The sequence below is a fragment of the Pseudomonas sp. A34-9 genome, from assembly GCF_029543085.1.
Taxonomy (GTDB): domain Bacteria; phylum Pseudomonadota; class Gammaproteobacteria; order Pseudomonadales; family Pseudomonadaceae; genus Aquipseudomonas.
The window spans coordinates 5,733,789-5,757,245 of sequence record NZ_CP119967.1; the positions used below are offsets into that span (position 1 = coordinate 5,733,789).

A 23,457-nucleotide genomic window follows, 5' to 3' on the forward strand; every position below is an offset into this window, starting at 1 on the left:
TCAGTTGACCGTGACCTGACCGAGGGAGGCTTTCGCTTCCTGGGCCTGATGCTGCGGCGCGTACACCTGGGTGAAGCGCACCGGCGGCAGGTTGAACTGGCCCTTCTGCGAGAAACGCACCAGATGGCGCAGGCGCAATTCGCCGCTCAGCGCATCGACAGGCACCGCGTAAGCCAGTTGACCCGGTTCGAAGCGCGCTTTCTCCAGCGCGGCTGGTTCGGTGCCGTCCTTGCCCTGCAACTTGATGCCCCACGTCGTGCGCTCGACATCGGCGCCCGGTGGCAGCGGCACTTCGAGCATGCCGTAGCGCAGCGGTTTCGGCGCTTTGCTGGTGAGGATCACTTCGTCCAGATACAGGCTGTCGCTGGACAACGGCTTGGTCCCGACCGGCTTCAGTTTGAAGGTGAACGCCTCATCACCCGGCACCAGTCGCGACAGGCGACGAGTGATGGTCACGGCCATCGGATCGACCGCAGGTTGTTGGGTCTGGAAGCTCAACGCCGCACGAAGCGGACGCTCTTGTGTGCCCGACACGGTCAACACGCCTAGCACTGGCGACGCGCCCTGCCAAGTCCAGTACATCTCACCGGTTGCACTGTAGTTTTTCTTCCAGCCTTCACCCGGCGTCAGGGCAATGGTCGGCGACGCTTGGGCGATGCTGCGTTGCAGCCAGGTCAGCGCCAGCGCACGTTCGAGCGTTGATTGCTGTGGCAGCAGACGTTGCAGCAGCGCCTGCGCACGGGCCTGATCGAACGGTTGCAGCGACAGGTTCAGCGCTTCGGCAAACGGCTGCGAACTGACGGACAGACGCTGTTGCGCAGCAGCCACTTGGCGATTGAACGCATCCGGCAAGGCAACTTTCGACTGCGTGGCCAACGAAGCGGTCAATACCCGCGCCGCCGCCAGACCGAGCGCCGAATCCGGGTCGCTCATCACCAGACTGTCCTGACCATCGTCCATCAGCGTTTCGGCGTTGCCCTCACCCGCCTTGGCCAGATCCTCCATCAAACCGCTGAGCAACGTGTTCACCGGTAAATGCATCTGCCTGGCGAACGACAGAATCAGCGCCCGTTGCAGCAATGGCGTGTTCGGCGCTTGCTTGGCGTACACCTCCAGCACCCGCTGCCAGTGCTCCGGCGGCAAGGTCAGCGCCAACACTTGGCTGGCGTTCCAGTCGGCGTAGTACGCGTAGGCAGTGAGGAACGCATCCGGCTCACCGTCGTAGCCCCACCAGGTGAAGCTCGCCGACGGCCCGGCCATTTGCACCAGACGCAGACGACTGTTCTGCATGATCAGGCGCAAGCGATCGCGGATCTGCGGATTCGACGCCAGCGATGGGTAAGCAATACTCAGTGGCAGCAATCGACTGGCCGTCTGTTCAACGCCGCCGTACGGATAACTGAGCAGATCGTCGAGTGCGGAACGGAACAGCGCTTGCGGACTGTCATCCAGGCGCAGGCGAATGTCCGTGGCGTCGCCTGGCAGGCTCAGCGGTGTATCACCGCTGGCCACGTCGAGGCTCTGGGTCTGCGTCACTTGCCAGCCATCACCGGTCGCGCTCAGGCGCACGGCGAGGGAATCCGCAGTTTTGCCGTCCTGAACCAACTCCGCCGTCCACTCGCCGGAAGCCAAGGCGAACGCCGGCAGCGGCAGGTAATTGATGCCGTTGTTCAGGGTCACCGGCAGGCGTTGTTCGGCGCCAGCGTAATGCGTGACCAGTTCAGCCTTGACCGGTTTTTCGGCCTGACTGAACGCGAACACGCCGAGTTGCGGCTGATCGCCCTTACGGAATTTGCTCGGCCCGCTCCACTTCAGGTACAGCGGTTTTTCCGAACGGACGAACTGCTTCTTCTGCCCGACCTGACCGTCATCGGCGATGGCGCGAGCAGTGATGCGCCAGCGGGTCAGCGAGTCCGGCATCTTGAAGGTAAAGCGGGTTTTGCCATCGGTACCGGTCAACAACTCCGGCTGCCACGCAGCGGTGTCGACGTCTTCCCGGCGCGGCCGCTCCAGCACTTTCACCCCGCGCTCGCTGCGGTTGGCTTTACCCGGCGCGCCTGGGCTGCCCGGCAGCGCCACGTCGTAGCTGATGAACGACAGGCTGGCGCTGGTGCGCACGTTGTTGCGGCGCGGGTGATAGAAGAACTGGTCAATGGTCGGCGCAACTTCCGGTTGCAGCGCGTAGACCATTTCGTCGACGACGCTGACGGTCAGATGCGCCGGCACCGCTTTGCCGGCGAACTGCGTGGTCAGGTCAACCGTGACCGTATCTCCTGGCAGATACAGCGCTTTGTCGGTGCTGATCGCTACGTCGATTTGCGGCGCGACCACTTTGATCCCGGCGTTCTGGAAGCTGTACTGACCGCCCTTGGTGTAAAGCACGGAGAAGGTCAGGTTCGGCGCAAAGTTGTCCTTCACCGGGATGCGCGCGCGGTATTGGGTATCGCTGAGTTTTTCCAGTTTCAGCCAGTCACCACCCTTGGCCAGCAGCGCAGTGGCTTCGACCTTGTCGCGCTCCAGCGACAGCAACGCATCGCTGACCGGTTCCGGGAACGTGATCAGCGCCAGGGCTTCATCGCCAGCCTTGTATTCGGGTTTATCGAGGACGATTTCTACGGTGCCCGGCACCGCTTTGACGCCATCGCCGGTAACCGAATGGCCGGTGGCGCCGAGGACGCGACCGTGTTGATCTTTCAGCGAAAGGTTGTAGGTACCCGGACGATCAAAGGTCAGGTTGAAGCCTTTATCTTTGGCCGCCAGTTTGCCTTCACCCGTAGTCTGATCTTCGAGACGAACCCAGCTATAGCTGCTCGGCACGACGGCCTGGCTTGGCTCACTGCCAGCTTCATTCAGATAACCGAACGCAACCTTGTCGCCGACCGCGCTGAAGCGTTGCGGCGCGCTCAAACGGAAGCTCGCCGCACCACGGTCGATAAGGATTTCCTTGGTGGTTTTGACCCGATACGCCGCGCCATCGCTGGCAAACACGGTGAGCATGTAGCGGCTTGGTTTGTCAGCGGCCGGCAGGTCGAGGCTCGCGTTGCCCTTGCTGTCGGTGGTCAGTTCGGTGCTGGTCAGTTCTACCGGGAATTGCCCGAGGTATTGCAGCTCGTTGTCGACCATCGACAATTGCTGGGCACGCAGGCTCAGGGTCAGTTTGGCGTTGGCCACCGGTTTGCCGTCGGGGTATAGCAACACCAGACTGCCTTTGACCGGCTCGCCGGTACGGTAATCCTGTTTGGCCAGGTTCAGCGAGATCTCGAAGTGCGGCTTGATGTACTCCGCTACGCGGAAAGCGCTGCTGTAAGCCTGATCCTTGTAGTTGAAACGAATCTCGTAGCCGCCTGCTACCGCGTTGTCCGGCAGCTGGAAACGGCCCTGAGTACCGGCCTTGGAATCAAGTTTCAGGTCGAGGTGTTGCAGCTCGGTGCCGGTGGCGTCGAGCACGCTGACGGTCACATCCGCCGCGCCTGGCAACACCGAATCCCGCGCATTCTTGAACTCGCGACCGACGATTTTCAGCGACACCCAGTCACCCGGGCGATACAGCGGCCGGTCGGTGAAGGCATAGAGTTTGGTGTCGTAGATTTCGCTGTCGTAATAGAAGTTTTCCGAGACGAACACGCCGCCCTCTTCGTCCTCGCCGATGACGAACGAACGCTCGGGGCTGACGTGCTTCAGGCGCAGCAAACCATCGGCATCGGTGGCACCGCTGCTCATCACGCCGAGGCCGTCGGTCCACAGCACATTGACCTTCGGCACCGAACTGCCTTCGTGTTTGCGCGCAGCCCAGACCAGCAATTCATCGCCGGCAATCTTGCTCACCGCGACGGTGTTGGAGACGAAGACCATGGTGGTCGCGCGGTACTTGCCGATCAGCGCTTCGACCAGATACAGACCCGGTTTCAGATTGCCCAGCGGGATATAAACGTTGCCCGGCGCAACGCTGACGAAGTCGCTGGAAGAACCGGCCAGATTGACGCCGGCCGGTGGCTGAATCGGCTTGGCCTGCCACAGCGGATAGCGGAACTGGCTGACCACCGGCAGACCCGGGATCAGCGCAAATTGCGGCTGCGCGTCGTACGGCGTCGGTGCGGCGATGGCGTTGCCCATCTTCAGTTCCGGCACCTCGTCGGTGACCTGTTTACGCGATTCATAGGAGAACGCGCGCTGCATCACCCGACGGGATTTGCGGTACCAGTTGTCCCACAGGTACGCGAGGGTGTTGGACAGGCCTTCGCCCTTGAACTGGCCATCGCTGACCACCCGGTGCAGGTTCTTCTGGCGCTTGAGGAAATCCAGCGGTTTGTCGATGCGGTACACGCGAATGTCGGCGCCGCCATAGGGTTCCATGCGGAAACGGCGATAGTCACGGCCCGGCGCTTCGAGGCGCACCATTGCCTGTTCGTCGGCAGCGAAACTGCTATCGGCGAGCAGGAAGAAGCTTTCACCGGAGACCGGCGTATAGCCGCTCGGCTCGACCGAATCTTCGGCGCTGACGGTAGCCACTGGCAGCAACAGCGCCAGCAGCAAAGGAATTCGGGAGCAGAGTCGCAACATGCGGGCACCGGTCATTGGGAGAGAAAGTTCAGTCGATAGACGCCGATGAAGTTGGGGTTGGCTGCGTCGGGTATCCATCGGGTGTCCTTCCATGTCATGAGTTGCTGCAGGCTTGCCGAACGCATGCCGTTGTCAGTCGGGGTGGTGGTGCCAGTGTGATAGGCGATGTAGCGGCCCATCCAGATCATCAGGTGCTGGTCGTCGCCCTGATCGAAAAACATCAGATCACCGGGCCGCGCCTGCGACACGTCGCGGCTGACCAAGTGGCTGTTGAACTGAATCAGTTTGATCGCGTTGACGTACGGCCCGACCTTGCCACCGCCCTGCTGCCATTGCTGGGCGAGCTTGCGTTGCTCATCGCTGAGCGACAGCTCCGGCGGCAAATAGCGATTGGACAGGCCATTGTTGCGCAGCCATTTGTCGTCGTGGACTTTCAGCGCTTCGTTGGCGGCGAAACGTACCAGCCCGGCACAGTCCTGCTGATACCAGCGCGGACTCGGGCCTTGGCTCAGTTGCTCTTGGGCAATACGCACGAACCAGGCGCGGAATACCTGGGATTGCGCCGGATCCAGCGCCGGCGCTTCAACGGCGCGGGCGCTCGCGCTCAGCAACAGCGCGAGCAAGCCGAGGCTGCGAATCAGTGTCGTCACAGCGCTTTCCATTCCAGCGGCAGCCATTGCCAGTGGCCGTCAGGTTCGCTGCCTTCGGGCAAGGTCAGGGCATATTTGCCATAGCCACCGAGGGTGCGCAGCTTGGGGATCAGGTAGGTTTGCGCGGCGTTGTAGAACACCGGCTCCATGTCCTGCGGCAGGCTGTCGAGGGTTTCCTGCTGCATCAGTTGCGCCATCGAGTCCGGGCCGAAATAGATCGGCATCAACACATCTTTTGGCAGCACGTCGGCCATCGGCGGGAAGCGTTTGTCGAGGGTTCCGAGGGCTTTGTCGACGAGTTTGTCGTCGAGGGAAAACAGCAGCGTCGAACCGTGACGGGCGAGGCTGACTTTCATGAACGCCTTGCCAGAAATCGCGTCCGGGTTTTCCGCCGTCTTCGCCGCATACGGACCGAAGTTGGAACTGACCTGACGCTGCCAGACGTGGTTCTGGCTTTCCTGCCTCTCGACCACCGGGAAGACGTTTTCGTCGACGTTGGCCTCGAACGCACCGACCATTGACCCGAACAGTTTGCCGAGATCGCCGTCGAGCTTGCTGCTGTCCTCGTCTTTCAGACTGGCCACCAGCAACGGCGTGTACAAACGCGAATCAGCGTACCAGCACAGGCCTGCCGCGCCAGCCACGTGTTCGGTGAGGGTTTGCGCCACGGCCTCTTCGGCGCCGAGTTTCACCAACAGCGGCTTCTGCGGCTCGGCCGCGACCGGCAGGGTTACGCAGGCACTGGCACCCAGCGGCATGGCTTGCCAGACCGGTTTGAAATCGAAGTCTGGCTGGTTATCCAGTTCGTCCATGGCCAGGTAGCTGTGCCAGCCCTTGTCGTCCATGTCGAAACGCAGCCCGGCGAAATTCGGGATAAAGCGTTGATAACCCATGGCCAGTACGCTGGAGTTAACCGACAGGCGCTGTTTGGTTTCCGCGGTTTTCGCCGGCAGGCCGAACGCTTCAGGGAACAGTTTTTCGCCATTGAGCAACGCCGCCAGCGCTTGTGGCGAGACGTGACCGGACTCTTCAGACACGCCGCTTTCCGGGTCGGAATACTTGGCCGGATTGGACAGCACCACCAGTTTGTCGCCGTGGGAGGCGAACAACAGGGCTTTGCTGGCGTTGTAGGTCAGTTGGTACAGCGGCACGCTATCTCCGCCAACTTTGAGTTCGCCCATTTGACTGAGCTGCGTGTCGTCCAGCGCGACTTTCGCCAACGGTTCGAGCAGTTTCGCCAGACCGCCACGATCCATTACCAGCAGGAAATCCTTCAAGCGACCATCCGCCCCGCGCCACAGCGCGACATCGGCCGGTTGATCGAAAAGCTGCTCGATCAGGCTGTCCTGCAACTTCAGATCATGCTCGTAGATGATCCGGCGCAGACTGCCGATCAAGCCAAGGCGATCAGCATGGGTCTCGTAATAGAAGACGAAATCTTCGGTCAGCGTGGCCTTCAGGAACGGCACGGTCAGCAGGTCTTTGGGCAACTGGCTCAGGGAGCGAGTCTCCAGCAACGCATCCGGACGGCTCAGGCCAAGCTTGTCACTCGCCAACTCCGCCGGCGGCGCCTTGGGCTTGAGCAGCAGCCAGCCAAAACCACCCGCCACGCCGGCCACCAGGCACAACCCGGCCAGCAGCAACGGCCAGCGCCGCGAAGGTTTGGCCGCTGGCGTATCGGCAGCCGAAGTCACAGTGTTATCGCTCATCTTCTCGCTCATTTCCCAAAGCTCAGGATTTCATCCGTGGCGGAATGCTTAATAGTTGAAAGTCTTGACCAGCAGCAGATCACCGATCGCCCGCAGCGGCACGATGAACGTTTCGCGTTTTTCGTCGACGGTGTTTTCGTTGAGCACCAGCGTGATTTGCGAGGTGATCACCTCGTTCTGGTTGCTGGTCTCCTCGAAGTTATAGCCGCCGTTACCGAAGTTGCCCCAATAGTTGACGTAAACCAGATAGGTGCCATGCAGCGGCGCGGTCATGGTGAACATTTCCGGGCCCGGACCATCGACGCCATCCGGGTCCAGACCGCCGCCATTGCTCAGTGCCGGCTGCGCCCAGAAGGCATGCTGACCGTCGGGCGTGACAATGTGCAGATCGAGTTCGGCTTTTGGATCGTCCCATCCCAAGACAAGACGAATCCGCGCCGGCGTGCGCAGGTTATTTGCTTCATAAAATTGCACGCGCTTGAGCGACTGGCCTTCGGCGCTGATCACTTCGACGCTGTTGGAGCCGGCGCCGAACGCGTACGGCCGGGCGAAACGCCCATCGTCGTCGGTGTACAGATTCAGTGGATTGCCATTCACCGCAAGGCTGTGCGGCGGGCGCATGTGCCCGATGGCCTTGAGCTGGCCCTGGATCATCGTGCGATTGCGCTGGATGCCGCGATCGATCGGCGGCGTCGGGTAGGCGACTTGCGGGTTTTCCGTGCGATCGAGCAGACCGTGATAGCGCCAGCCACCCACCGGTTCCGCCAGCTCGGCCGTCGGCGCGGCCCACAGCGCGGGCGCACCGGCCAGGCCGATCAGCAGCAAAAGAAATGAACGCATGTGATGCCTCCTGCCATGCCTGAACGAAACCTTGCACCCGATCCTCGGTACTTCACAGCGGTGAAAACTGCGTTTCGTCTGAAAGACCCGTGACTATGGGGTCGTAGAAGGCGCGAAGATTAGCCATTTGGCAGTTTTTTAACAATCGGATACATGTGCATTTGCGGTGGGAATCACGCAGTTTTATTGGCCGTGAGCCGAATAGCACGGTTATTCGACTCACAAAATGAGCCGAATAAGCCTGAATAACCACAAATCCTGTGGCGAGGGAGCTTGCTCCCTCGCCACAGAGGTTTATACGGCCCTTGGCGATACCTGCGCAGGCCCTGCTCATTTGCCCATACCCCCCCTATCTGCTAGTGTCGCGCCGGTTTAACGTCAACCGGAAATCGCCGCCATGGCCCGCAAAAAAGCTGCACTGGATTTCGAACAGTCCCTCGCCGACCTGCAAACATTGGTCGAGCGTCTGGAGAACGGTGAATTGTCGCTGGAAGACTCGCTGACCGCTTTCGAGCAGGGCATCGGTCTGACCCGTGACTGCCAGGCAGCGCTGGCGCAAGCCGAGCAGAAGGTGCAGGTGCTGCTGGAGCGCGATGGCGAACTCGCCGAGGAACCCTTCGACGCGGAACAGCCAGAATGATTGCAGCGTATACGGCGACCAGCCAGGCCCGGGTCAACGTGGCGCTGGAGACCCTGTTCAACGCACCGTTGCCGGAATTGGCGCGGCTTTATGAAGCCATGCGCTACAGCGTGATGAACGGCGGCAAACGCGTGCGTCCGCTATTGGCCTACGCGGCATGCGAAGCGCTCGGTGGCAAGGCTGAACAGGCCAACGGCGCAGCCTGCGCGGTTGAGCTGATCCACGCGTATTCGCTGGTTCACGATGATTTGCCGGCGATGGACGACGACGATCTGCGTCGCGGCCAGCCGACCACTCACAAGAAATTCGATGAAGCCTGCGCGATCCTCGCCGGTGACGGCTTGCAGAGCCTGGCGTTCAGCGCCCTGCTCGACCCGCGCCTGAGCGACTGCAGCAGCGACATCCGTCTGCAAATGGTCACCGCCCTCGCCCAGGCTGCGGGCCCGGCGGGCATGGTCGGCGGTCAGGCCATCGACCTCGGTTCGGTCGGCCTCAAGCTCGATCAACAAGCCCTCGAACAGATGCACCGGCACAAGACCGGTGCGCTGATTGAAGTCAGCGTCAAACTCGGCGCCCTTGCTAGCGGCCGTGCCGAGCCGGATGAACTGCGTGCCCTGCAGACTTATGCACAGGCTATCGGCCTGGCCTTTCAGGTGCAGGACGACATTCTCGACGTCGAAAGCGATACCGAAACCCTCGGCAAACGCCAGGGCGCCGACATTGCCCGTGACAAGCCGACCTACCCGGCCCTGCTCGGTCTCGACGCGGCCAAAGCCTACGCGCTGGAACTGCGCGATCAGGCCCTGCACGCCCTGCGACCGTTTGACGCGGCAGCCGAGCCCTTGCGCGAGCTGGCCCGGTATATCGTCGAGCGCCGCAGCTGACGGCGAATCCGCCAAAAAAGACCAACGCGTGGGCAGGGGGCGATGCATCAGGTAAACTGCCGCATCTTCTATACCTATAACGATTCGCCTGATGCCCACGACGTTTCATGAGATTCCCCGCAAGCGCCCGACCACGCCCCTGCTCGACCGCGCGAATACGCCGGACGGCCTGCGCCGGTTAGGCGAAGCCGAGCTGGAAACCCTGGCCGATGAGTTGCGCCTGGAATTGCTCTATACGGTCGGTCAGACCGGTGGGCATTTCGGTGCCGGCCTGGGCGTGATCGAGCTGACCATCGCGCTGCATTACGTCTTCGACACGCCGGACGACCGGTTGCTGTGGGACGTTGGCCATCAGGCGTACCCGCACAAGATCCTCACCGGTCGCCGCGAGCGCATGGGTACGCTGCGCCAGAAGGACGGCATCGCTGCCTTCCCGCGCCGCGCCGAGAGCGAGTACGACACCTTTGGCGTCGGCCACTCCAGCACCTCGATCAGCGCTGCGCTGGGCATGGCCATTGCCGCCCGCCTGCAGAACAGTGATCGCAAGGCAATCGCCGTGATCGGCGACGGCGCGTTGACCGCCGGCATGGCTTTCGAGGCGCTGAACCACGCGCCGGAAGTGAACGCCAACATGCTGGTGATCCTCAACGACAACGACATGTCGATCTCGCGCAATGTCGGCGGCCTGTCGAATTATCTGGCGAAGATCCTTTCCAGCCGCACTTACGCAAGCATGCGCGAGGGCAGCAAGAAAGTCCTGTCGCGCCTGCCCGGCGCCTGGGAAATCGCCCGTCGTACCGAAGAATACGCCAAAGGCATGCTGGTCCCCGGCACCCTGTTCGAAGAGCTGGGCTGGAACTACATCGGCCCGATTGATGGCCACGACCTGCCAACGCTGATCGCCACGCTGCGCAACATGCGCGATCTGAAAGGCCCGCAGTTCCTGCACATCGTCACCAAAAAAGGCAAAGGCTTCGCCCCGGCGGAAGTCGACCCGATTGGCTACCACGCCATCACCAAACTCGAACCACTCGACGCCCCGGCCGCTGCGCCGAAAAAGGCCGGCGGGCCGAAGTATTCGGCAGTGTTCGGCGAGTGGCTGTGCGACATGGCCGCTGCCGATCCACGCCTGGTCGGGATCACCCCGGCAATGAAGGAAGGCTCGGATCTGGTCGCGTTCAGCGAACGCTTCCCGCTGCGCTATTTCGACGTAGCGATTGCCGAACAACACGCCGTGACATTCGCGGCCGGCATGGCCTGCGAAGGCGCAAAACCGGTGGTGGCGATCTACTCGACGTTCCTGCAGCGCGGTTATGACCAACTGGTGCATGACGTCGCGGTGCAGAACCTCGACGTGCTGTTCGCCATCGACCGCGCCGGTCTGGTCGGCGAAGACGGCCCGACTCACGCGGGCAGCTTCGATCTGTCGTACCTGCGCTGCATCCCGGGCATGGTCATCATGACCCCGAGCGATGAGAACGAACTGCGCAAAATGCTCACGACCGGCCACCTGTACAACGGCCCGGCGGCAGTGCGTTATCCGCGCGGCAACGGCCCGAACGCAACCATCGAAAAAGACCTCGAGCCGATCGAAATCGGCAAGGGCATCGTCCGTCGTCAGGGCAGCAAAGTCGCTCTGCTGGTGTTCGGCGTGCAACTGGCCGAGGCGCTGAAAGTCGCTGAGAAGCTGGATGCCACCGTGGTCGACATGCGCTTCGTCAAACCACTGGATGAAGCGCTGGTACGCGAGATTGCCGGCAGTCACGAGTTGCTGGTGACTATCGAAGAGAACGCGATCATGGGCGGCGCCGGTGGTGCAGTCAGCGAGTTCCTGGCACGGGAGAACATCCTCAAGTCGATGCTGCACCTGGGCTTGCCGGATATCTACGTCGAGCACGCCAAACCGGCGCAGATGCTGGCCGAGTGCGGGCTGGATGAGGCCGGGATCGAAGCGTCGATTCGCGAGCGTCTGGCCTTACTCGACAAATAAACGCATTACCCTTGTGGGAGCGAGCCTGCTCGCGAAAGCGGACTGTCAGTCAATACATTGCTGACTGATACACCGCATTCGCGAGCAGGCTCGCTCCCACATTTGATTTGTGTACACCTGAAACACCAGTGGACTGTCCATGAACCTCTCGCGCTTCGCCCTGCCCTTCTTCCTGCTGCCAGCCGCCAATGCGTTCGCCGACACCTTCGAACGCGACCAAGCGCTGAAGCTGCCTGACGTGCTGATCTCAGCCAACCGCCAGGTCGAAGCCCGCAACGACAGCAGCGCCGCCAACACCGTGTTCACCCGCGAAGACATCGACCGGCTGCAACCGAGCGATGTGCCAGACCTGCTGCGGCGCGTGCCGGGCGTACAGGTGGCGCAGGCCGGCGGGCGCGGCAGTCTGCCGGGGATCTACATTCGCGGCACGCAGTCGGCGCAGAGTCTGGTGCTGGTCGACGGTCAGCGCATCGGCAGTTCGACTTCCGGCGACAGCAACCTGCAGCATCTGAACATCGAGCAGATCGAGCGCGTTGAAGTGCTGCGCGGTTCGCGTTCGGTGATTTACGGCAGCGATGCGATTGGCGGGGTGATCCAGATCTTCACCCGCCGTGGTACCGAGCAGGGTTTGCAGCAACGGATGCACGTCGGTTTCGGCAGCAACCAGAGCTGGGAGCGCAGTGTCGGCTTGTCCGGTGGCGATGAGAAAACCCGCTTCAACCTTGGCGCCAGTCTGGATGAAACCGCCGGGGGTGACCGAACCCACGAGTCGTATCCCAGCGATGGCGATCACGATGCTTACCGCAATAAATCTGTCAGCCTGAGCCTCAGCCATGCGCTGACCGATGACATCGAAGTCGGCGCCAATCTGCTGGATAACCGTGGCAAGGGCGAGTTCGACAATCCGTTCGGCCGCTTCGACATGACCACGTTCGAGTCTGTACAACAGCAGCCTTACAGCGATTTCGACGTCAGCAGCGTCAGCAGTTACATCGACTCGCGGGTCAACGAAACCTGGAAAACCCGCGTCGAATTCGGCCATACCGAGAACCGCGAGAAGACCCTCGACAAGCTCAGCGACGAACGCACGGTGTTCAACACCTACCGCGACTCGGTGAACTGGCAGAACGACCTGACCCTCGATGCACGTAACAGCCTGATCCTCGGCGGCGACTGGTACGAAGACCGGGTCAACAGCAGCACCGCGTTCGATGAGGACAGCCGCTGGAACCGCGCCGCGTTCATTCAGCATCGTTATCAGGCCGACAGCTTCTCCACCGAACTGGGCCTGCGCCATGACGACAACCAGCAGTTCGGCAGCCAGAACACCTGGAGCGGCACGTTCACCCTGCCGCTAAACCCGGACAATGATCTGTTGCTGAGCTACAGCGAAGGCTTCCGCGCGCCGACCTTCAACGACCTGTACTACCCGGACTTCAGCAACCCGGATCTGAAACCGGAAACCTCGAAAAGCTACGAGTTGCAATGGCGCAGTCAGTTAACCGATAGCAGCCGTCTTGAAGCCTCGATTTACCGTACGGATCTGGAAGACGCGATCATCTTCGGCAGCAATTCACGCCCGGAGAACGTCGCGTCGGCGCGAATCAACGGCTTTGAAGCGGCGCTGAAACAGGAGCTGTTCGACTGGCAGAGCAACCTTGGCGTATCGATCATTGATCCGCGAGACCGCGACAGTGGCCACACCTTGGCGCGTCGTGCGCGGCGTACGTTGAGTTGGGACCTGGATCGACAGTTTGATCAAGTCAGCCTCGGCGCCAGTTGGCAGGCGGTCAGCAGCAGTTATGACGACCTGAAAAATGAAAACCCGCTGGGCGGTTATGCGTTGTTCGGCTTGCGCAGCAGTTGGGCACTGACCCGCGAGATCAAACTGGATCTGAAGGTCGATAACGTTTTCGACAAAGGCTACAGCCGCGCCAATTACAGCTATGACGGCAGCCAATACGGGTATCGCGAGGAAGGACGGGTGTGGATGTTTGGCGTCACCTGGACTCCACAGCTTTGATTTGAATCTTCGGTGATTTGACTGGCCCCTTCGCGAGCAGGCTCGCTCCCACATTTGGAATGCGATCCCCCTGTGGGAGCGAGCCTGCTCGCGAAGAAGTCACTCCGATTTCAGCGGTCAGGCGCGATCAATTGGCAGAGTTTGGCGGTGGCGCTGATCATTTGGCCACTTGGGCGTTCAAGGCCTTTGTCGGTGACCAACAGCAGCTTCCCCTCTTTGACCGCCGCCACTTGCGGCCACGCCTTCCAAGCATTCAGTTGCGCCTGATCCCCCGCCAGAATCACCTCGGGATTGCGCTGCAGCACCGCCTCGATACTCACCTGCGGCGCCGGCAGACTCAGATCGCCGAACACATTACGCGCCCCGCACACCTCCAGCGCATCGCTGATGATCTGCCCGCCACCGACGGTGTACAGCGGTTTGTCCCAGACCTGATAAAACACTTTCAACGGCCGGTCCCGGCGATAGCGCTGACGAAGCTGACCGAGCTGATCGCGCAGTTCTGCGGCCAGTTTCGCCCCGCGCTCGGGCCGGCCCAGTTGCGCAGAAATGGCTTCGATCTGCGCAGAAAGCTGGTCCAGACTGTGGGGTTCGGCGACATAAGTCGGGATATTCAGTCGCTTGAGTTGATCACGTTGCGCCGGGCCGACACTGCCGGGCCAGAGCAACAACAGATCGGGTTTGAGACTGAGCAGTCGCTCCATGTCGAGCTGGCCATAACGACCAACGGAAGGCACGCCCGCAAGCGCCGCCGGGCGCTCGCCGGCATCCAGTACACCGACTAGCAGGTCGGCGGAATCCAGCTCAACGACGATTTCAGACAGAGACGGCGCGAGGCTGACCACGCGCGGACTGGCCAGCGCCGGGACGCTGACGGCCAGCAGCAAAACCGCCAGCCAGAGACCGCGCATCAGCCGAGTTGACGCGGGATACGGTAGAGGTAGAACAGCACCGCCGTGGACAACGCCAGCAACATCAGCGGTACCGCTTCGAGACCGACAAACACCGCCAGTGCACCGATCCAGGCCGGCAAGGCAGCCGCGAGAAAAGCCGTGCGACGACGGGCGGCGAGGGCAATCCACGCGGCCGGTTCATCCGCGGTATCGAGGGCTTTTTGCGTGGCGATCAGCGCGTGTTTGTAACGGCCGAAAAACTTCAGGCTGACAAACATCGACGCGACGCCAGCAATGAAAAACGGCATCGCCAGTACCGGCAGAATCCCCTCGCCCTGACCGAACAGTGCGTTGAGGACGAACAGCGGCACCAGCGCCAGTGCGAGGTATTTCCACCAATCGACTGACAACCGGCGTCGCACCTGCCCCCGCGTCACGCGCGATCAACCTCGCCCTGATGCTCGTTGCCCATCATGTGGTCGAGCTTGCTGGCCTTGGTCGCCAGGTAGAGCTTGTTGTGCGGGTTGTGACCGGTGTGCAGCGGCACACGCTCAGCGACGGTGATGCCCATGTCGGTCAGGGCTTTGACCTTGCGCGGGTTGTTAGTCATCAGACGCAGGGATTTCACGCCCAGATGTTCGAGCATCGGCAGGCACATGGCGTAGTCACGCTGGTCGGCGGCAAAGCCCAGACGCTCGTTGGCTTCAACGGTGTCGGCGCCGCCGTCCTGCAACTCGTAGGCACGGATCTTGTTCAGCAGACCGATGCCGCGACCTTCCTGACGCAGGTAGAGCAACACGCCACGGCCTTCACGGGCGATGGCTTTGAGGGCGCCTTCGAGTTGCGAACCGCAGTCGCAACGCTGACTGAACAAGGCGTCGCCGGTCAGGCATTCGGAGTGCAAACGGCCGAGTACCGGGGCACCATCAGCAATTTCACCCAGGCTCAGCACAACGTGCTCGCGACCGGTGGCTTCATCGAGAAAACCGTGCATGGTGAATTGCGCAAAAGGCGTTGGCAGCTTGGAAGCGGCGACAAAGACGACAGGCACCGGTGTGCTCCTGATCTAAAGAGTCTGAAAATTCGCAGGCCGGCATTGTAACAGCAGGTTCCTACAGACGCTTAGGCTGAATTATCGGGCATAACGATCAAAAAGTTTGATCACTCCCGATCGACAGGGATCCCTGCAGGAGCTGTCGAGTGAAACGAGGCTGCGATCTTTTGATCTGGCTTTTAGAATCAAGATCAGAAGATCGCAGCGTGCCGCAGCTCCTACAAGGGATTCGTCGCGCCCGTAGCGAACGGATACGGCTGCTTCCACTTCTCGAAGATCGGTTTCAACTCGCCGCTCTTCACCAACGCCTCCATGCGCTGGTCATACAGCGCCATCAGCGCCCGCGCCTGTGGCGTGTCGGCAAAGCCGAGGAACAACGGCAGCTCGGCCAAGTGCGAATAGCGATACTGCGCCGGATCGGCTGCGGTTTTCACCACGGCTTCAATCTCGGTCAGCGCATCGATGTAGTAATCCGCCCGCCCTTGCTTGAGCATCGACAGAATGCCGGTGCGCCGCTCGATCTGGTTGTAACGCTTGATATTCGGCAGGTAGTTTTCGTAGCGATAGCCCCGCACCCAAGCCAGGCGATACTTGCCCAGCGTCGCCTGGGTGGGCGCCGGATTGCTCGCCAGCCCCAACGCATAGATGTGATCGGAATCAAAATTCCAGCGCGGGTACAGCACTTGATCGGCTTCATCGCGATAAGAGCCGACCAGCGCATCGACCTCTTTCAACTGCACCAGCCCAACCGAACGGGTGTACGGCACCGTGCGAATGTCCAACTTCACCCCGACCGGCTCGAACACCTTGCGCAACACGTCCCAGCCCAGACCATGGCCGTCAGCGGCGGTGTAGTCTTCCCAGTCTTCGCTGGCCAGATGGATGACCGCCGGCGTCGGCGCAGCTTCCTGCGCACCGGCCACTGTGCCCAGCAAAGCAAAAAACACCAGCGCCAACCAGCGTCGAGCCATCCCTAGTCCCCTCACTTGCCCCCTGATATCCCTTGGAATCAGGCGAAAATCCACACCAGGCCCTGCATGGCCAGCCAGGCGAACACACCGGCCAGTACGTCGTCGAGCATGATGCCGACGCCGCCATGCACATGCCGGTCGATCCAGCGAATCGGCCATGGCTTGAGAATGTCGAAGAAGCGGAACACCAGAAAACCCGCGAGCAACCAGTACCAGCCTTCCGGCACCAGCCACAGGGTGATCCACATCCCGACCATCTCGTCCCAGACGATGCCTTCGTGGTCGTGTACCCGCAGATCGTCAGCCACTTTGCCGCACAGCCAGAAGCCGAACAGCATGGTGATCCCGAGCATCAGCCAGTAACCCCAGTCGGGCAACATCTGCCACAACGGAATAAAGGGTAGCGCAACTAACGAACCCCACGTGCCCGGGGCTTTCGGCAGGGTGCCGGAACCAAAGCCGAACGCGAGGAAATGCCAGGGATTACGCCAGACCGACGGCGGAACGAATTCGGCCGGAACCTGTTTCGGGTGATCTGTCACGGTGTCTCCTGAAAATGTTGATAACCGCGGATTTGCGGGGTGATGTCGTGCCCTTCGCGGTCCAGCAAGACCACGCCCTGCCCCTCTGCGACGCGACCGATCACATGGACCGGCCAGCCATTGGCCAGCAGCGCCGGCAACTCGATGGACGGCAGGGTGAACGCCAGGACGTAATCATCGCCACCGCTCAATGCTGCACGCTCGGCACCGCGCTGACCGAGAAATGCCACTAATGCATCCGACAGCGGTACGCGCTCGCGTTCAATCTCAAGCCGCACCTTTGAAGCCAACGCAATGTGGCCACAGTCGGCGAGCAAGCCATCGGAGATATCCAGCGCTGATGTGGCTTTGCCACGCAGGGCCTGGCCGAGGGCGAGTTGCGGTTGTGGCGACCAGTAATGATCGAGCAGCGGTTGGGCGATGTGAGCTTCGGCCTCACGCTGACCGAGTACCAGAGGCAAGGCGCCGGCCGCATTGCCCAGCTCACCACCGACACATAACAAGTCACCCGGTTGCGCGCCACTGCGGGTCAGCGCCTGACCCGCAGGCACGCGACCAAACACGGTAACCGTCAGGCTCAACGGCCCGCGCGTGGTATCGCCGCCGACCAGCGCAACGCCGCAGCTCTGCGCCATACGGTTCAAACCGTGGGCATAGGCTTGCAGCCAATCGGCGGTCACCGTCGGCACAGTCAGGGCAAGGGTAAAGGCAACGGGCGTGGCGCCCATGGCGGCCAGATCGCTGACCGCAACGGCCAGCGAGCGCTGACCGAGCAGAAACGGATCGCAGGGGTCGGCGAAATGCACACCGGCCACCAGCGTATCGGTAGAGATTGCCAACTGTTCCCCGGGGGGAACAGCGAGCAAGGCGCAGTCGTCGCCGATCCCCAGAGCAACGCCTTCGCCGCCCTGCGCACAAGGCGCGGCGGCGAAGAAGTTGCGGATCAGCTCGAACTCGCCCATTGAAGTATCAAGCGCGTTTCAGCGCTTGAACGCCTTCACTTCAGCTTCACGCAGGCGCGGGGCCAGCTTGTCGAGCACACCGTTGACGAACTTGTGGCCGTCGGTGGAACCGTAGACTTTCGCCAGTTCGATCCCTTCGTTGATCACAACGCGGTACGGCACGTCGACACGCTTGAGCAGTTCCCAGGTCGACAGGCGCAGTACGCACAGTTCAACCGGGTCCAGCTCTTCGATGGCCAGGTCCAGGCACGGCGCCAACGCAGCGTCGATCTCGGTCAGATTGGCCGGAACACCGTGCAGGATGTCGTGGAAGTAGCTGGCATCGGCGAAGGTGAAATCGTTGTCGACGCGAAACTGCGCTTCGATTTCGTTCAGCGAAGTACTGGCCATGTGGCGCTGATACAACGCTTGAGTCGCCAACTGACGGGCAGCGCGGCGCTTTTCACTTTTCGAAGGCTTGCCGGCGTCCGTTGGACGCGGATCGCGCGGATTGAAACGATCGCTTTCGTCGCTAATCACTTGGCCTCCAACTGCGCCAGCAGGCTGACCATTTCCAGAGCGGACAGGGCAGCTTCGGCACCTTTGTTACCGGCCTTGGTGCCGGAACGTTCGATGGCTTGCTCAATGGAATCAACGGTCAGGACGCCGAAAGCGACCGGCACGCCGAACTCCATGGACACCTGGGCCAGGCCCTTGGTGCATTCGCCCGCCACGTATTCGAAGTGCGGAGTACCGCCACGAATGACCGCACCGAGGGCGATGATGGCTGCGAATTCACCTTTCTGGGCGACTTTCTGCGCAACCAGCGGGATTTCGAAGGCGCCAGGTGCGCGGATGATGGTGATGTCGCTTTCGCTCACGCCGTGGCGAACCAGGGCATCAACTGCACCGCTGACCAGGCTTTCAACGACGAAGCTGTTGAAGCGGCCCACTACCAAAGCGTAGCGGCCTTTAGGGGCGATGAAGGTACCTTCGATGGTCTTCAGGGTCATTCGTCAGTTCTCTTAAAGAGCCGGGACGCGTCTGCTACGCGTCCCTCAGTGATTTATTTGCCGCGAATTCGGGTCCGGAAACAACCGGTCATTATTCGGAGGGCACGTATTCTACAACTTCCAGATCGAAACCGGATATCGCATTAAATTTCATCGGTGCAGACATCAAACGCATTTTGCGCACACCGAGGTCTCGCAGGATCTGCGAACCGGCACCGACAATGCTGTAAGTCGTCGGTTTTTTCGGCGCGGCCTGATCGCCGGTTTCACGGATATGCGCAAGCAACACGTCGCCATCGAGCGGGTGACCGAGCAACAGCACCACACCGCTGCCCGCCTCGGCAACCGCAGCCATGGCGGCGCGCAGGCTCCAGCGCCCCGGTTGCTTGACCATCAACAGGTCGCGCAGCGGGTCCATGTTGTGCACGCGAACCAGCGTTGGCTCTTCGGCGCAAACAGTGCCCAGGGTCAGCGCCATGTGCACGTCGCCTTCCACCGAATCACGATAGGTCACCAGGTTGAATTGGCCCAGTTCGCTGTCCAGTGGCTGCTCGGCAATCCGCTGAACGGTACGTTCGTGGATCATCCGGTAGTGAATCAGGTCGGCGATGGTACCGATCTTGATGCTGTGTTCAGCGGCAAACGCTTCGAGTTCAGCACGACGAGACATGGTGCCGTCGTCGTTCATCACTTCGCAGATCACCCCGCTCGGCTCGAAACCGGCCATGCGCGCGAGGTCGCAGGCAGCTTCAGTGTGGCCGGCGCGAGCGAGGGTGCCGCCGGCCTGTGCCATCAGCGGGAAGATGTGGCCCGGGCTGACGATGTCTTCAGCCTTGGCGTCCTTCGCGGCAGCCGCTTGCACGGTGCGCGCGCGGTCAGCGGCGGAGATGCCGGTGGTCACGCCTTCGGCGGCTTCGATCGAGACGGTGAACTTGGTGCCGAAACCGGAACCGTTGCGTGGTGCCATCAGCGGCAGCTTCAACAGTTCGCAGCGCTCGCGGCTCATCGGCATGCAGATCAGGCCACGGGCGTGCTTGGCCATGAAGTTGATGTGCTCGGCCTGGCAGCATTCGGCGGCCATGATCAGGTCGCCTTCGTTCTCGCGGTCTTCGTCATCCATGAGGATGACCATCTTGCCTTGGCGGATATCTTCAACCAGTTCTTCGATGCTATTGAGCGCCACAAGGCACCCCCTTCAGTCAGGATTTGAGGTAGCCGTTGGCGGCCAGAAAGCTTTCAGTGATCGTGCCGCCAGCGCTCGGCTCTGCGGCCTTGTCGCCCAAGAGCAAACGCTCCAGATAACGAGCCAGCAAATCGACTTCCAGATTCACCCGGCGACCTGGCTTGTACGAAGCCATGATGGTTTCGCTCAGGGTGTGCGGAATGATCGTCAGCATGAATTCAGCGCCATCGACGGCGTTCACGGTCAGGCTGGTGCCATCAACCGTGATCGAGCCTTTATGGGCGATGTACTTGGCCAGCTCCTTCGGCGCGCGGATGCGAAATTCCACGGCGCGGGCATTGTCGCTGCGCGAGACGATTTCGCCGACGCCGTCGACGTGGCCGCTGACCAGATGCCCCCCGAGACGGGTGGTCGGGGTCAGGGCTTTTTCGAGATTGACCGGGCTGCCGCTTTTCAGGTCATTCATGGCGGTGCAGTCGAGGGTTTCGCGGCTGACGTCGGCGGCAAAGCCGTCGCCCGGCAGCTCGACCGCCGTCAGGCAGACGCCGTTGACCGCGATGCTGTCGCCGAGTTTGACGTCGCTCAGGTCGAGCTTGCCGGTGGCGACGTGGACCCGCACATCACCGCCCTTTGGGGTCAGTGCACGGATACTGCCGATGGATTCGATGATGCCGGTAAACATGGGGTTCTCCTTGAGAACTAAGCCAGCGCTAACGCGATGGCCGGGAATTATACGCTCGACCGTTGAGCAGGGATGGCAGTGACTCGCCAGTCATCGCCCACCGCGCGAATTTCGCTGATTTTCAGCTCCGGGGCATCCTTCATATGGGCCAGCGGCCAGTCCAGCAGCGGACGCGCCGAAGAACCGAGGAACTTGCCGGCGATGAAGATCACGAATTCGTCCACCAGACCGAGCTGAGCGAAAGCCCCCGCCAGACGCGGGCCGGCTTCGACCAGCACCTCGTTGACGCCACGGTTGGCCAGTTCAATCAGCAATTGATGCAGATCGACCTGACCGTCATCACCTGGCACGATCAGGCACTCGGGGCCGTGAGCGTATTGCTCTTCGATCGCGACACAGGTGGCGACCAACGCCGGACCGGCCTTGAAGAACGGCGCATCGAGCGGCACGCGCAGGCGCCCGTCGATCAGCACGCGCAATGGCGGACGGCTCATCGCCAGCGCCGTTTGCTCGCTGTCCAGACCGAGTTCGTCAGCGCGTACGGTCAAACGCGCACCATCAGCCAGCACCGTGTCGGCGCCGGTCAGCACCACGGCGGCCTGAGCGCGCAGACGCTGGACGGCCGAACGCGCGGCCGGGCCGGTGATCCATTGGCTCTCGCCGCTTTCCATCGCCGTGCGACCGTCGAGACTCATGGCCAGCTTGACCCGCACGAACGGCAAGCCGTGTTCCATGCGCTTCAGAAAACCTTGATTGAGCTTGCGCGCCTCGGCTTCGAGCACACCACTTTCGGTGGCGATACCGGCATCGGCCAGACGCTGCAAACCACGTCCGGCGACTTGCGGATTCGGGTCGCGCATCGCCGCCACGACTCGACCAACACCGGCATTCACCAGCGCATCGGCGCACGGCGGCGTGCGGCCATGGTGGCTGCACGGTTCGAGAGTCACATACGCAGTGGCGCCCCGGGCCAGTTCACCGGCGGCGCGCAGCGCGTGGACTTCAGCGTGCGGTTCGCCGGCGCGCTCATGCCAGCCTTCGCCGACAATCTGCCCGTCGCGCACCACCACGCAGCCGACCCGCGGATTGGGATGCGTGGTGTAGTGACCTTTGCGCGCCAGTTCCAGCGCACGCGCCATGAAGTGGGCGTCGAGGATGGCCTGCTCGGCGACGGTGGTCATTCTTTCACCGGTTCGCGGGCGAGGCGGTCGATCTCTTCGCGGAATTCGTTGAGGTCCTGGAAGCGCTTGTACACCGACGCGAAGCGGATGTAGGCGACTTCATCAAGCTTTTGCAATTCGGCCATGACCAGTTCGCCGACCACAAGGGATTTGACCTCGCGCTCGCCGGTGGCGCGCAGCTTGTGCTTGATGTGAACCAGAGAGGACTCGAGGCGCTCGACGCTCACCGGACGTTTCTCCAGCGCGCGCTGCATGCCGGCGCGGAGTTTTTCTTCGTCGAACGGTTGGCGGCTGCCGTCGGTTTTGATCAGGCGCGGCAACACCAGTTCGGCCGTCTCGAACGTCGTGAAACGCTCGCCGCAGGCCAGGCATTCACGCCGGCGGCGCACCTGTTCGCCCTCGGCGACCAGACGCGAGTCGATGACCTTGGTGTCGTTGGCACCGCAGAAGGGACAGTGCATGGTGGCTGGCAACAAAAAAAGGGAGGGCCATGGTAGCGCATCCCGGTGGCAAGACAAGCCATAGGCTTTGCGGTATACAGAACGGCATGATCGTTTGATCCATGGATTTCATTTTGCTGGAGCATCCAATGCCGTTACGTCCGCTCGTTTTGCTCAGTCTTTTCAGCCTGCTGGTGGCCTGTGGCAGCGATGCACCCAAGCCTCAGCCGCCGACGCCCGGCCCTGCGCCACAGCAAGCGCAGAAAAAAGCCAAAGAAGCCGCCGACCTTGGGCCGCTGCCGGCCTATCAACGGGAATTGAGCGGCACCCTGCAAGGTGTGCCGGCCGGTGCCGAAGTCGAACTGGCGCTGCTGGTGATCGACGAGAAGGATCGCCCGCAACAATTGCTCGCCAGTTCCAGCCTGATCGGCAACAACCAGATTCTGCCGTTTCGCCTGCGCTTCAACCCGGACGCCTTCCCCGCCGGCGCGCGGGTTGAGCTGCGCGGTCGCGCCAGCCAGTCCGGCCAGTTGATCCTGCATCTGCCGTCGCAGACCATCACTCAGCCGACCACGCAGGCGCTGGGCCAACTGCAATTTGTCAAAGCACCATGACTGCACCGCTCGACCTGCAACAGGCGTTAGGTGAATTGCTTGGCGACGCCAGACTCAAGGTCTGTGCGTTGCCGGACACTGATTTACAGCTATGGCTGATCGATGGCGACAACATGGATCGCGAATTCAGCCAGGAAGAAATTCAGCGGATTCTGCACGAGCCACCGTACTGGGGTTTTTGCTGGGCCAGCGGTTTGGCGGTGGCGCGGTATCTGGTGGAGTTCCCCGAGTGGGTGCGCGGCAAGCGCGTGCTGGATTTCGGCGCCGGTTCCGGCATTGCCGGGATCGCGGCGGTGAAGGCCGGGGCGCTGGAGGTGGTGGCATGCGATCTCTGATCTGATTCTGGTGGCGGACGTGTTGTATGACCGGGCAAATCTGCCGTTGCTCGATACGTTTTTAAGCCGTGGGCAAGAGGCATTGGTGGCGGATTCGCGGGTTCGGGATTTTCGGCATCCGTTGTATGAGCGGATTGAACTGCTTGAGGCGATGACCTTGCCGGATCTGGCCGAGCCGGAAGAATTCAGACATGTCAGCCTCTACCATGCGCTGCGCTAGCTAAAAGCATCGCCAGCAGGCTGGCTCCCACAGGTTTTTTGTGAACGACACAGATCCAATGTGGGAGCGAGCCTGCTCGCGAAGGCGTCCAC

At 61.6% G+C, this 23,457-nt stretch carries 21 protein-coding genes and 1 pseudogene; 6 read left to right on the forward strand and 16 right to left on the reverse strand.

What is annotated here, in order from left to right; genetic code table 11:
• From P3G59_RS25650 to P3G59_RS25665, 4 genes are read right to left on the reverse strand one after another with little or no spacing between them, the layout of a single operon-like run.
• Entirely contained in the window at positions 1–4,575 is a 4,575-nt protein-coding gene (locus P3G59_RS25650; protein WP_277759462.1) for an alpha-2-macroglobulin, read from the reverse strand.
• Positions 4,572–5,222, reverse strand: a complete 651-nt coding sequence (locus tag P3G59_RS25655; RefSeq protein WP_277762204.1) for a DUF1175 family protein — start codon at positions 5,220–5,222, stop codon at positions 4,572–4,574. The genes P3G59_RS25650 and P3G59_RS25655 overlap by 4 nt, the downstream gene beginning before the upstream one ends.
• Positions 5,207–6,919 (reverse strand): DUF2138 domain-containing protein, encoded by a 1,713-nt coding sequence (locus P3G59_RS25660; protein WP_277759463.1) that lies wholly within the window; start codon positions 6,917–6,919, stop codon positions 5,207–5,209. Before P3G59_RS25660 ends, P3G59_RS25655 begins: the two co-directional genes overlap by 16 nt.
• A gap of 48 nt (positions 6,920–6,967) precedes the next feature.
• On the reverse strand, positions 6,968–7,759 hold the full coding sequence (locus P3G59_RS25665; protein ID WP_277759464.1) for a DUF2135 domain-containing protein: 792 nt from the start codon (positions 7,757–7,759) through the stop codon (positions 6,968–6,970).
• Positions 7,760–8,156: 397 nt separating this feature from the next.
• On the opposite strand from P3G59_RS25665, the gene P3G59_RS25670 reads away from it, so the two are divergent.
• The 4 genes from P3G59_RS25670 (at position 8,157) to P3G59_RS25685 (ending at position 13,296) form a co-directional block, all read left to right on the forward strand.
• The gene (locus P3G59_RS25670; RefSeq protein WP_003228627.1) at positions 8,157–8,399 is read left to right on the forward strand and encodes an exodeoxyribonuclease VII small subunit; all 243 of its coding nucleotides are present in this window, start codon (positions 8,157–8,159) and stop codon (positions 8,397–8,399) included.
• A complete protein-coding gene (gene ispA, locus P3G59_RS25675; protein WP_277759465.1) occupies positions 8,396–9,283 on the forward strand; it encodes a (2E,6E)-farnesyl diphosphate synthase in 888 nt (295 codons plus the stop codon). The genes P3G59_RS25670 and ispA overlap by 4 nt, the downstream gene beginning before the upstream one ends.
• Before the next feature lie 91 nt (positions 9,284–9,374).
• Positions 9,375–11,273: a 1-deoxy-D-xylulose-5-phosphate synthase gene (gene dxs, locus P3G59_RS25680; protein WP_277759466.1), complete on the forward strand. Its 1,899-nt coding sequence runs from the start codon at positions 9,375–9,377 to the stop codon at positions 11,271–11,273.
• 139 nt (positions 11,274–11,412) lie between these two features.
• Complete coding sequence (locus P3G59_RS25685; RefSeq protein WP_277759467.1) at positions 11,413–13,296, forward strand: TonB-dependent receptor; 1,884 nt, start codon at positions 11,413–11,415, stop codon at positions 13,294–13,296.
• Between the two features lie 110 nt (positions 13,297–13,406).
• Here the strand turns inward: P3G59_RS25685 and P3G59_RS25690 are convergent, their stop codons facing one another.
• The 12 genes from P3G59_RS25690 to nrdR form a co-directional block, all read right to left on the reverse strand.
• Complete coding sequence (locus P3G59_RS25690; protein ID WP_277759468.1) at positions 13,407–14,207, reverse strand: cobalamin-binding protein; 801 nt, start codon at positions 14,205–14,207, stop codon at positions 13,407–13,409.
• Entirely contained in the window at positions 14,207–14,626 is a 420-nt protein-coding gene (locus tag P3G59_RS25695; protein WP_277759469.1) for an MFS transporter, read from the reverse strand. The genes P3G59_RS25690 and P3G59_RS25695 overlap by 1 nt, the downstream gene beginning before the upstream one ends.
• The gene (gene ribA, locus P3G59_RS25700) at positions 14,623–15,240 is read right to left on the reverse strand and encodes a GTP cyclohydrolase II (RefSeq protein WP_016984117.1); all 618 of its coding nucleotides are present in this window, start codon (positions 15,238–15,240) and stop codon (positions 14,623–14,625) included. The genes P3G59_RS25695 and ribA overlap by 4 nt, the downstream gene beginning before the upstream one ends.
• A 221-nt stretch (positions 15,241–15,461) precedes the next feature.
• Positions 15,462–16,214 carry a transporter substrate-binding domain-containing protein gene (locus P3G59_RS25705; RefSeq protein WP_277759470.1) on the reverse strand — a complete coding sequence of 251 codons (753 nt, stop codon included), beginning with the start codon at positions 16,212–16,214 and terminating at the stop codon, positions 15,462–15,464.
• A gap of 38 nt (positions 16,215–16,252) precedes the next feature.
• The gene (locus tag P3G59_RS25710) at positions 16,253–16,756 is read right to left on the reverse strand and encodes a phosphatidylglycerophosphatase A (protein ID WP_007910933.1); all 504 of its coding nucleotides are present in this window, start codon (positions 16,754–16,756) and stop codon (positions 16,253–16,255) included.
• Positions 16,753–17,718, reverse strand: coding sequence for a thiamine-phosphate kinase (gene thiL / locus P3G59_RS25715; RefSeq protein WP_277759471.1), 966 nt, complete (start codon positions 17,716–17,718; stop codon positions 16,753–16,755). The genes P3G59_RS25710 and thiL overlap by 4 nt, the downstream gene beginning before the upstream one ends.
• A gap of 18 nt (positions 17,719–17,736) precedes the next feature.
• Positions 17,737–18,237, reverse strand: coding sequence for a transcription antitermination factor NusB (gene nusB / locus P3G59_RS25720; RefSeq protein ID WP_277759472.1), 501 nt, complete (start codon positions 18,235–18,237; stop codon positions 17,737–17,739).
• Positions 18,234–18,710, reverse strand: coding sequence for a 6,7-dimethyl-8-ribityllumazine synthase (gene ribE, locus P3G59_RS25725; RefSeq protein WP_003228649.1), 477 nt, complete (start codon positions 18,708–18,710; stop codon positions 18,234–18,236). The genes nusB and ribE overlap by 4 nt, the downstream gene beginning before the upstream one ends.
• Before the next feature lie 91 nt (positions 18,711–18,801).
• Positions 18,802–19,893 carry a bifunctional 3,4-dihydroxy-2-butanone-4-phosphate synthase/GTP cyclohydrolase II gene (gene ribBA, locus P3G59_RS25730; protein ID WP_277759473.1) on the reverse strand — a complete coding sequence of 364 codons (1,092 nt, stop codon included), beginning with the start codon at positions 19,891–19,893 and terminating at the stop codon, positions 18,802–18,804.
• 16 nt (positions 19,894–19,909) lie between these two features.
• Positions 19,910–20,575 (reverse strand): riboflavin synthase, encoded by a 666-nt coding sequence (locus P3G59_RS25735; RefSeq protein ID WP_277759474.1) that lies wholly within the window; start codon positions 20,573–20,575, stop codon positions 19,910–19,912.
• 47 nt (positions 20,576–20,622) lie between these two features.
• Positions 20,623–21,756: a bifunctional diaminohydroxyphosphoribosylaminopyrimidine deaminase/5-amino-6-(5-phosphoribosylamino)uracil reductase RibD gene (gene ribD, locus P3G59_RS25740; RefSeq protein ID WP_277759475.1), complete on the reverse strand. Its 1,134-nt coding sequence runs from the start codon at positions 21,754–21,756 to the stop codon at positions 20,623–20,625.
• Positions 21,753–22,217, reverse strand: coding sequence for a transcriptional regulator NrdR (gene nrdR / locus P3G59_RS25745; RefSeq protein ID WP_007910946.1), 465 nt, complete (start codon positions 22,215–22,217; stop codon positions 21,753–21,755). The genes ribD and nrdR overlap by 4 nt, the downstream gene beginning before the upstream one ends.
• A gap of 128 nt (positions 22,218–22,345) precedes the next feature.
• Here nrdR and P3G59_RS25750 point away from each other — a divergent pair, with 128 nt between their 5' ends.
• Together P3G59_RS25750 and P3G59_RS25755 are read left to right on the forward strand one after the other, a co-directional pair.
• Complete coding sequence (locus P3G59_RS25750; RefSeq protein WP_103303777.1) at positions 22,346–22,810, forward strand: YbaY family lipoprotein; 465 nt, start codon at positions 22,346–22,348, stop codon at positions 22,808–22,810.
• Positions 22,807–23,365 (forward strand): annotated as a pseudogene (locus P3G59_RS25755) (50S ribosomal protein L11 methyltransferase). Before P3G59_RS25750 ends, P3G59_RS25755 begins: the two are co-directional and overlap by 4 nt.
• Positions 23,366–23,457 lie beyond the last annotated feature (92 nt).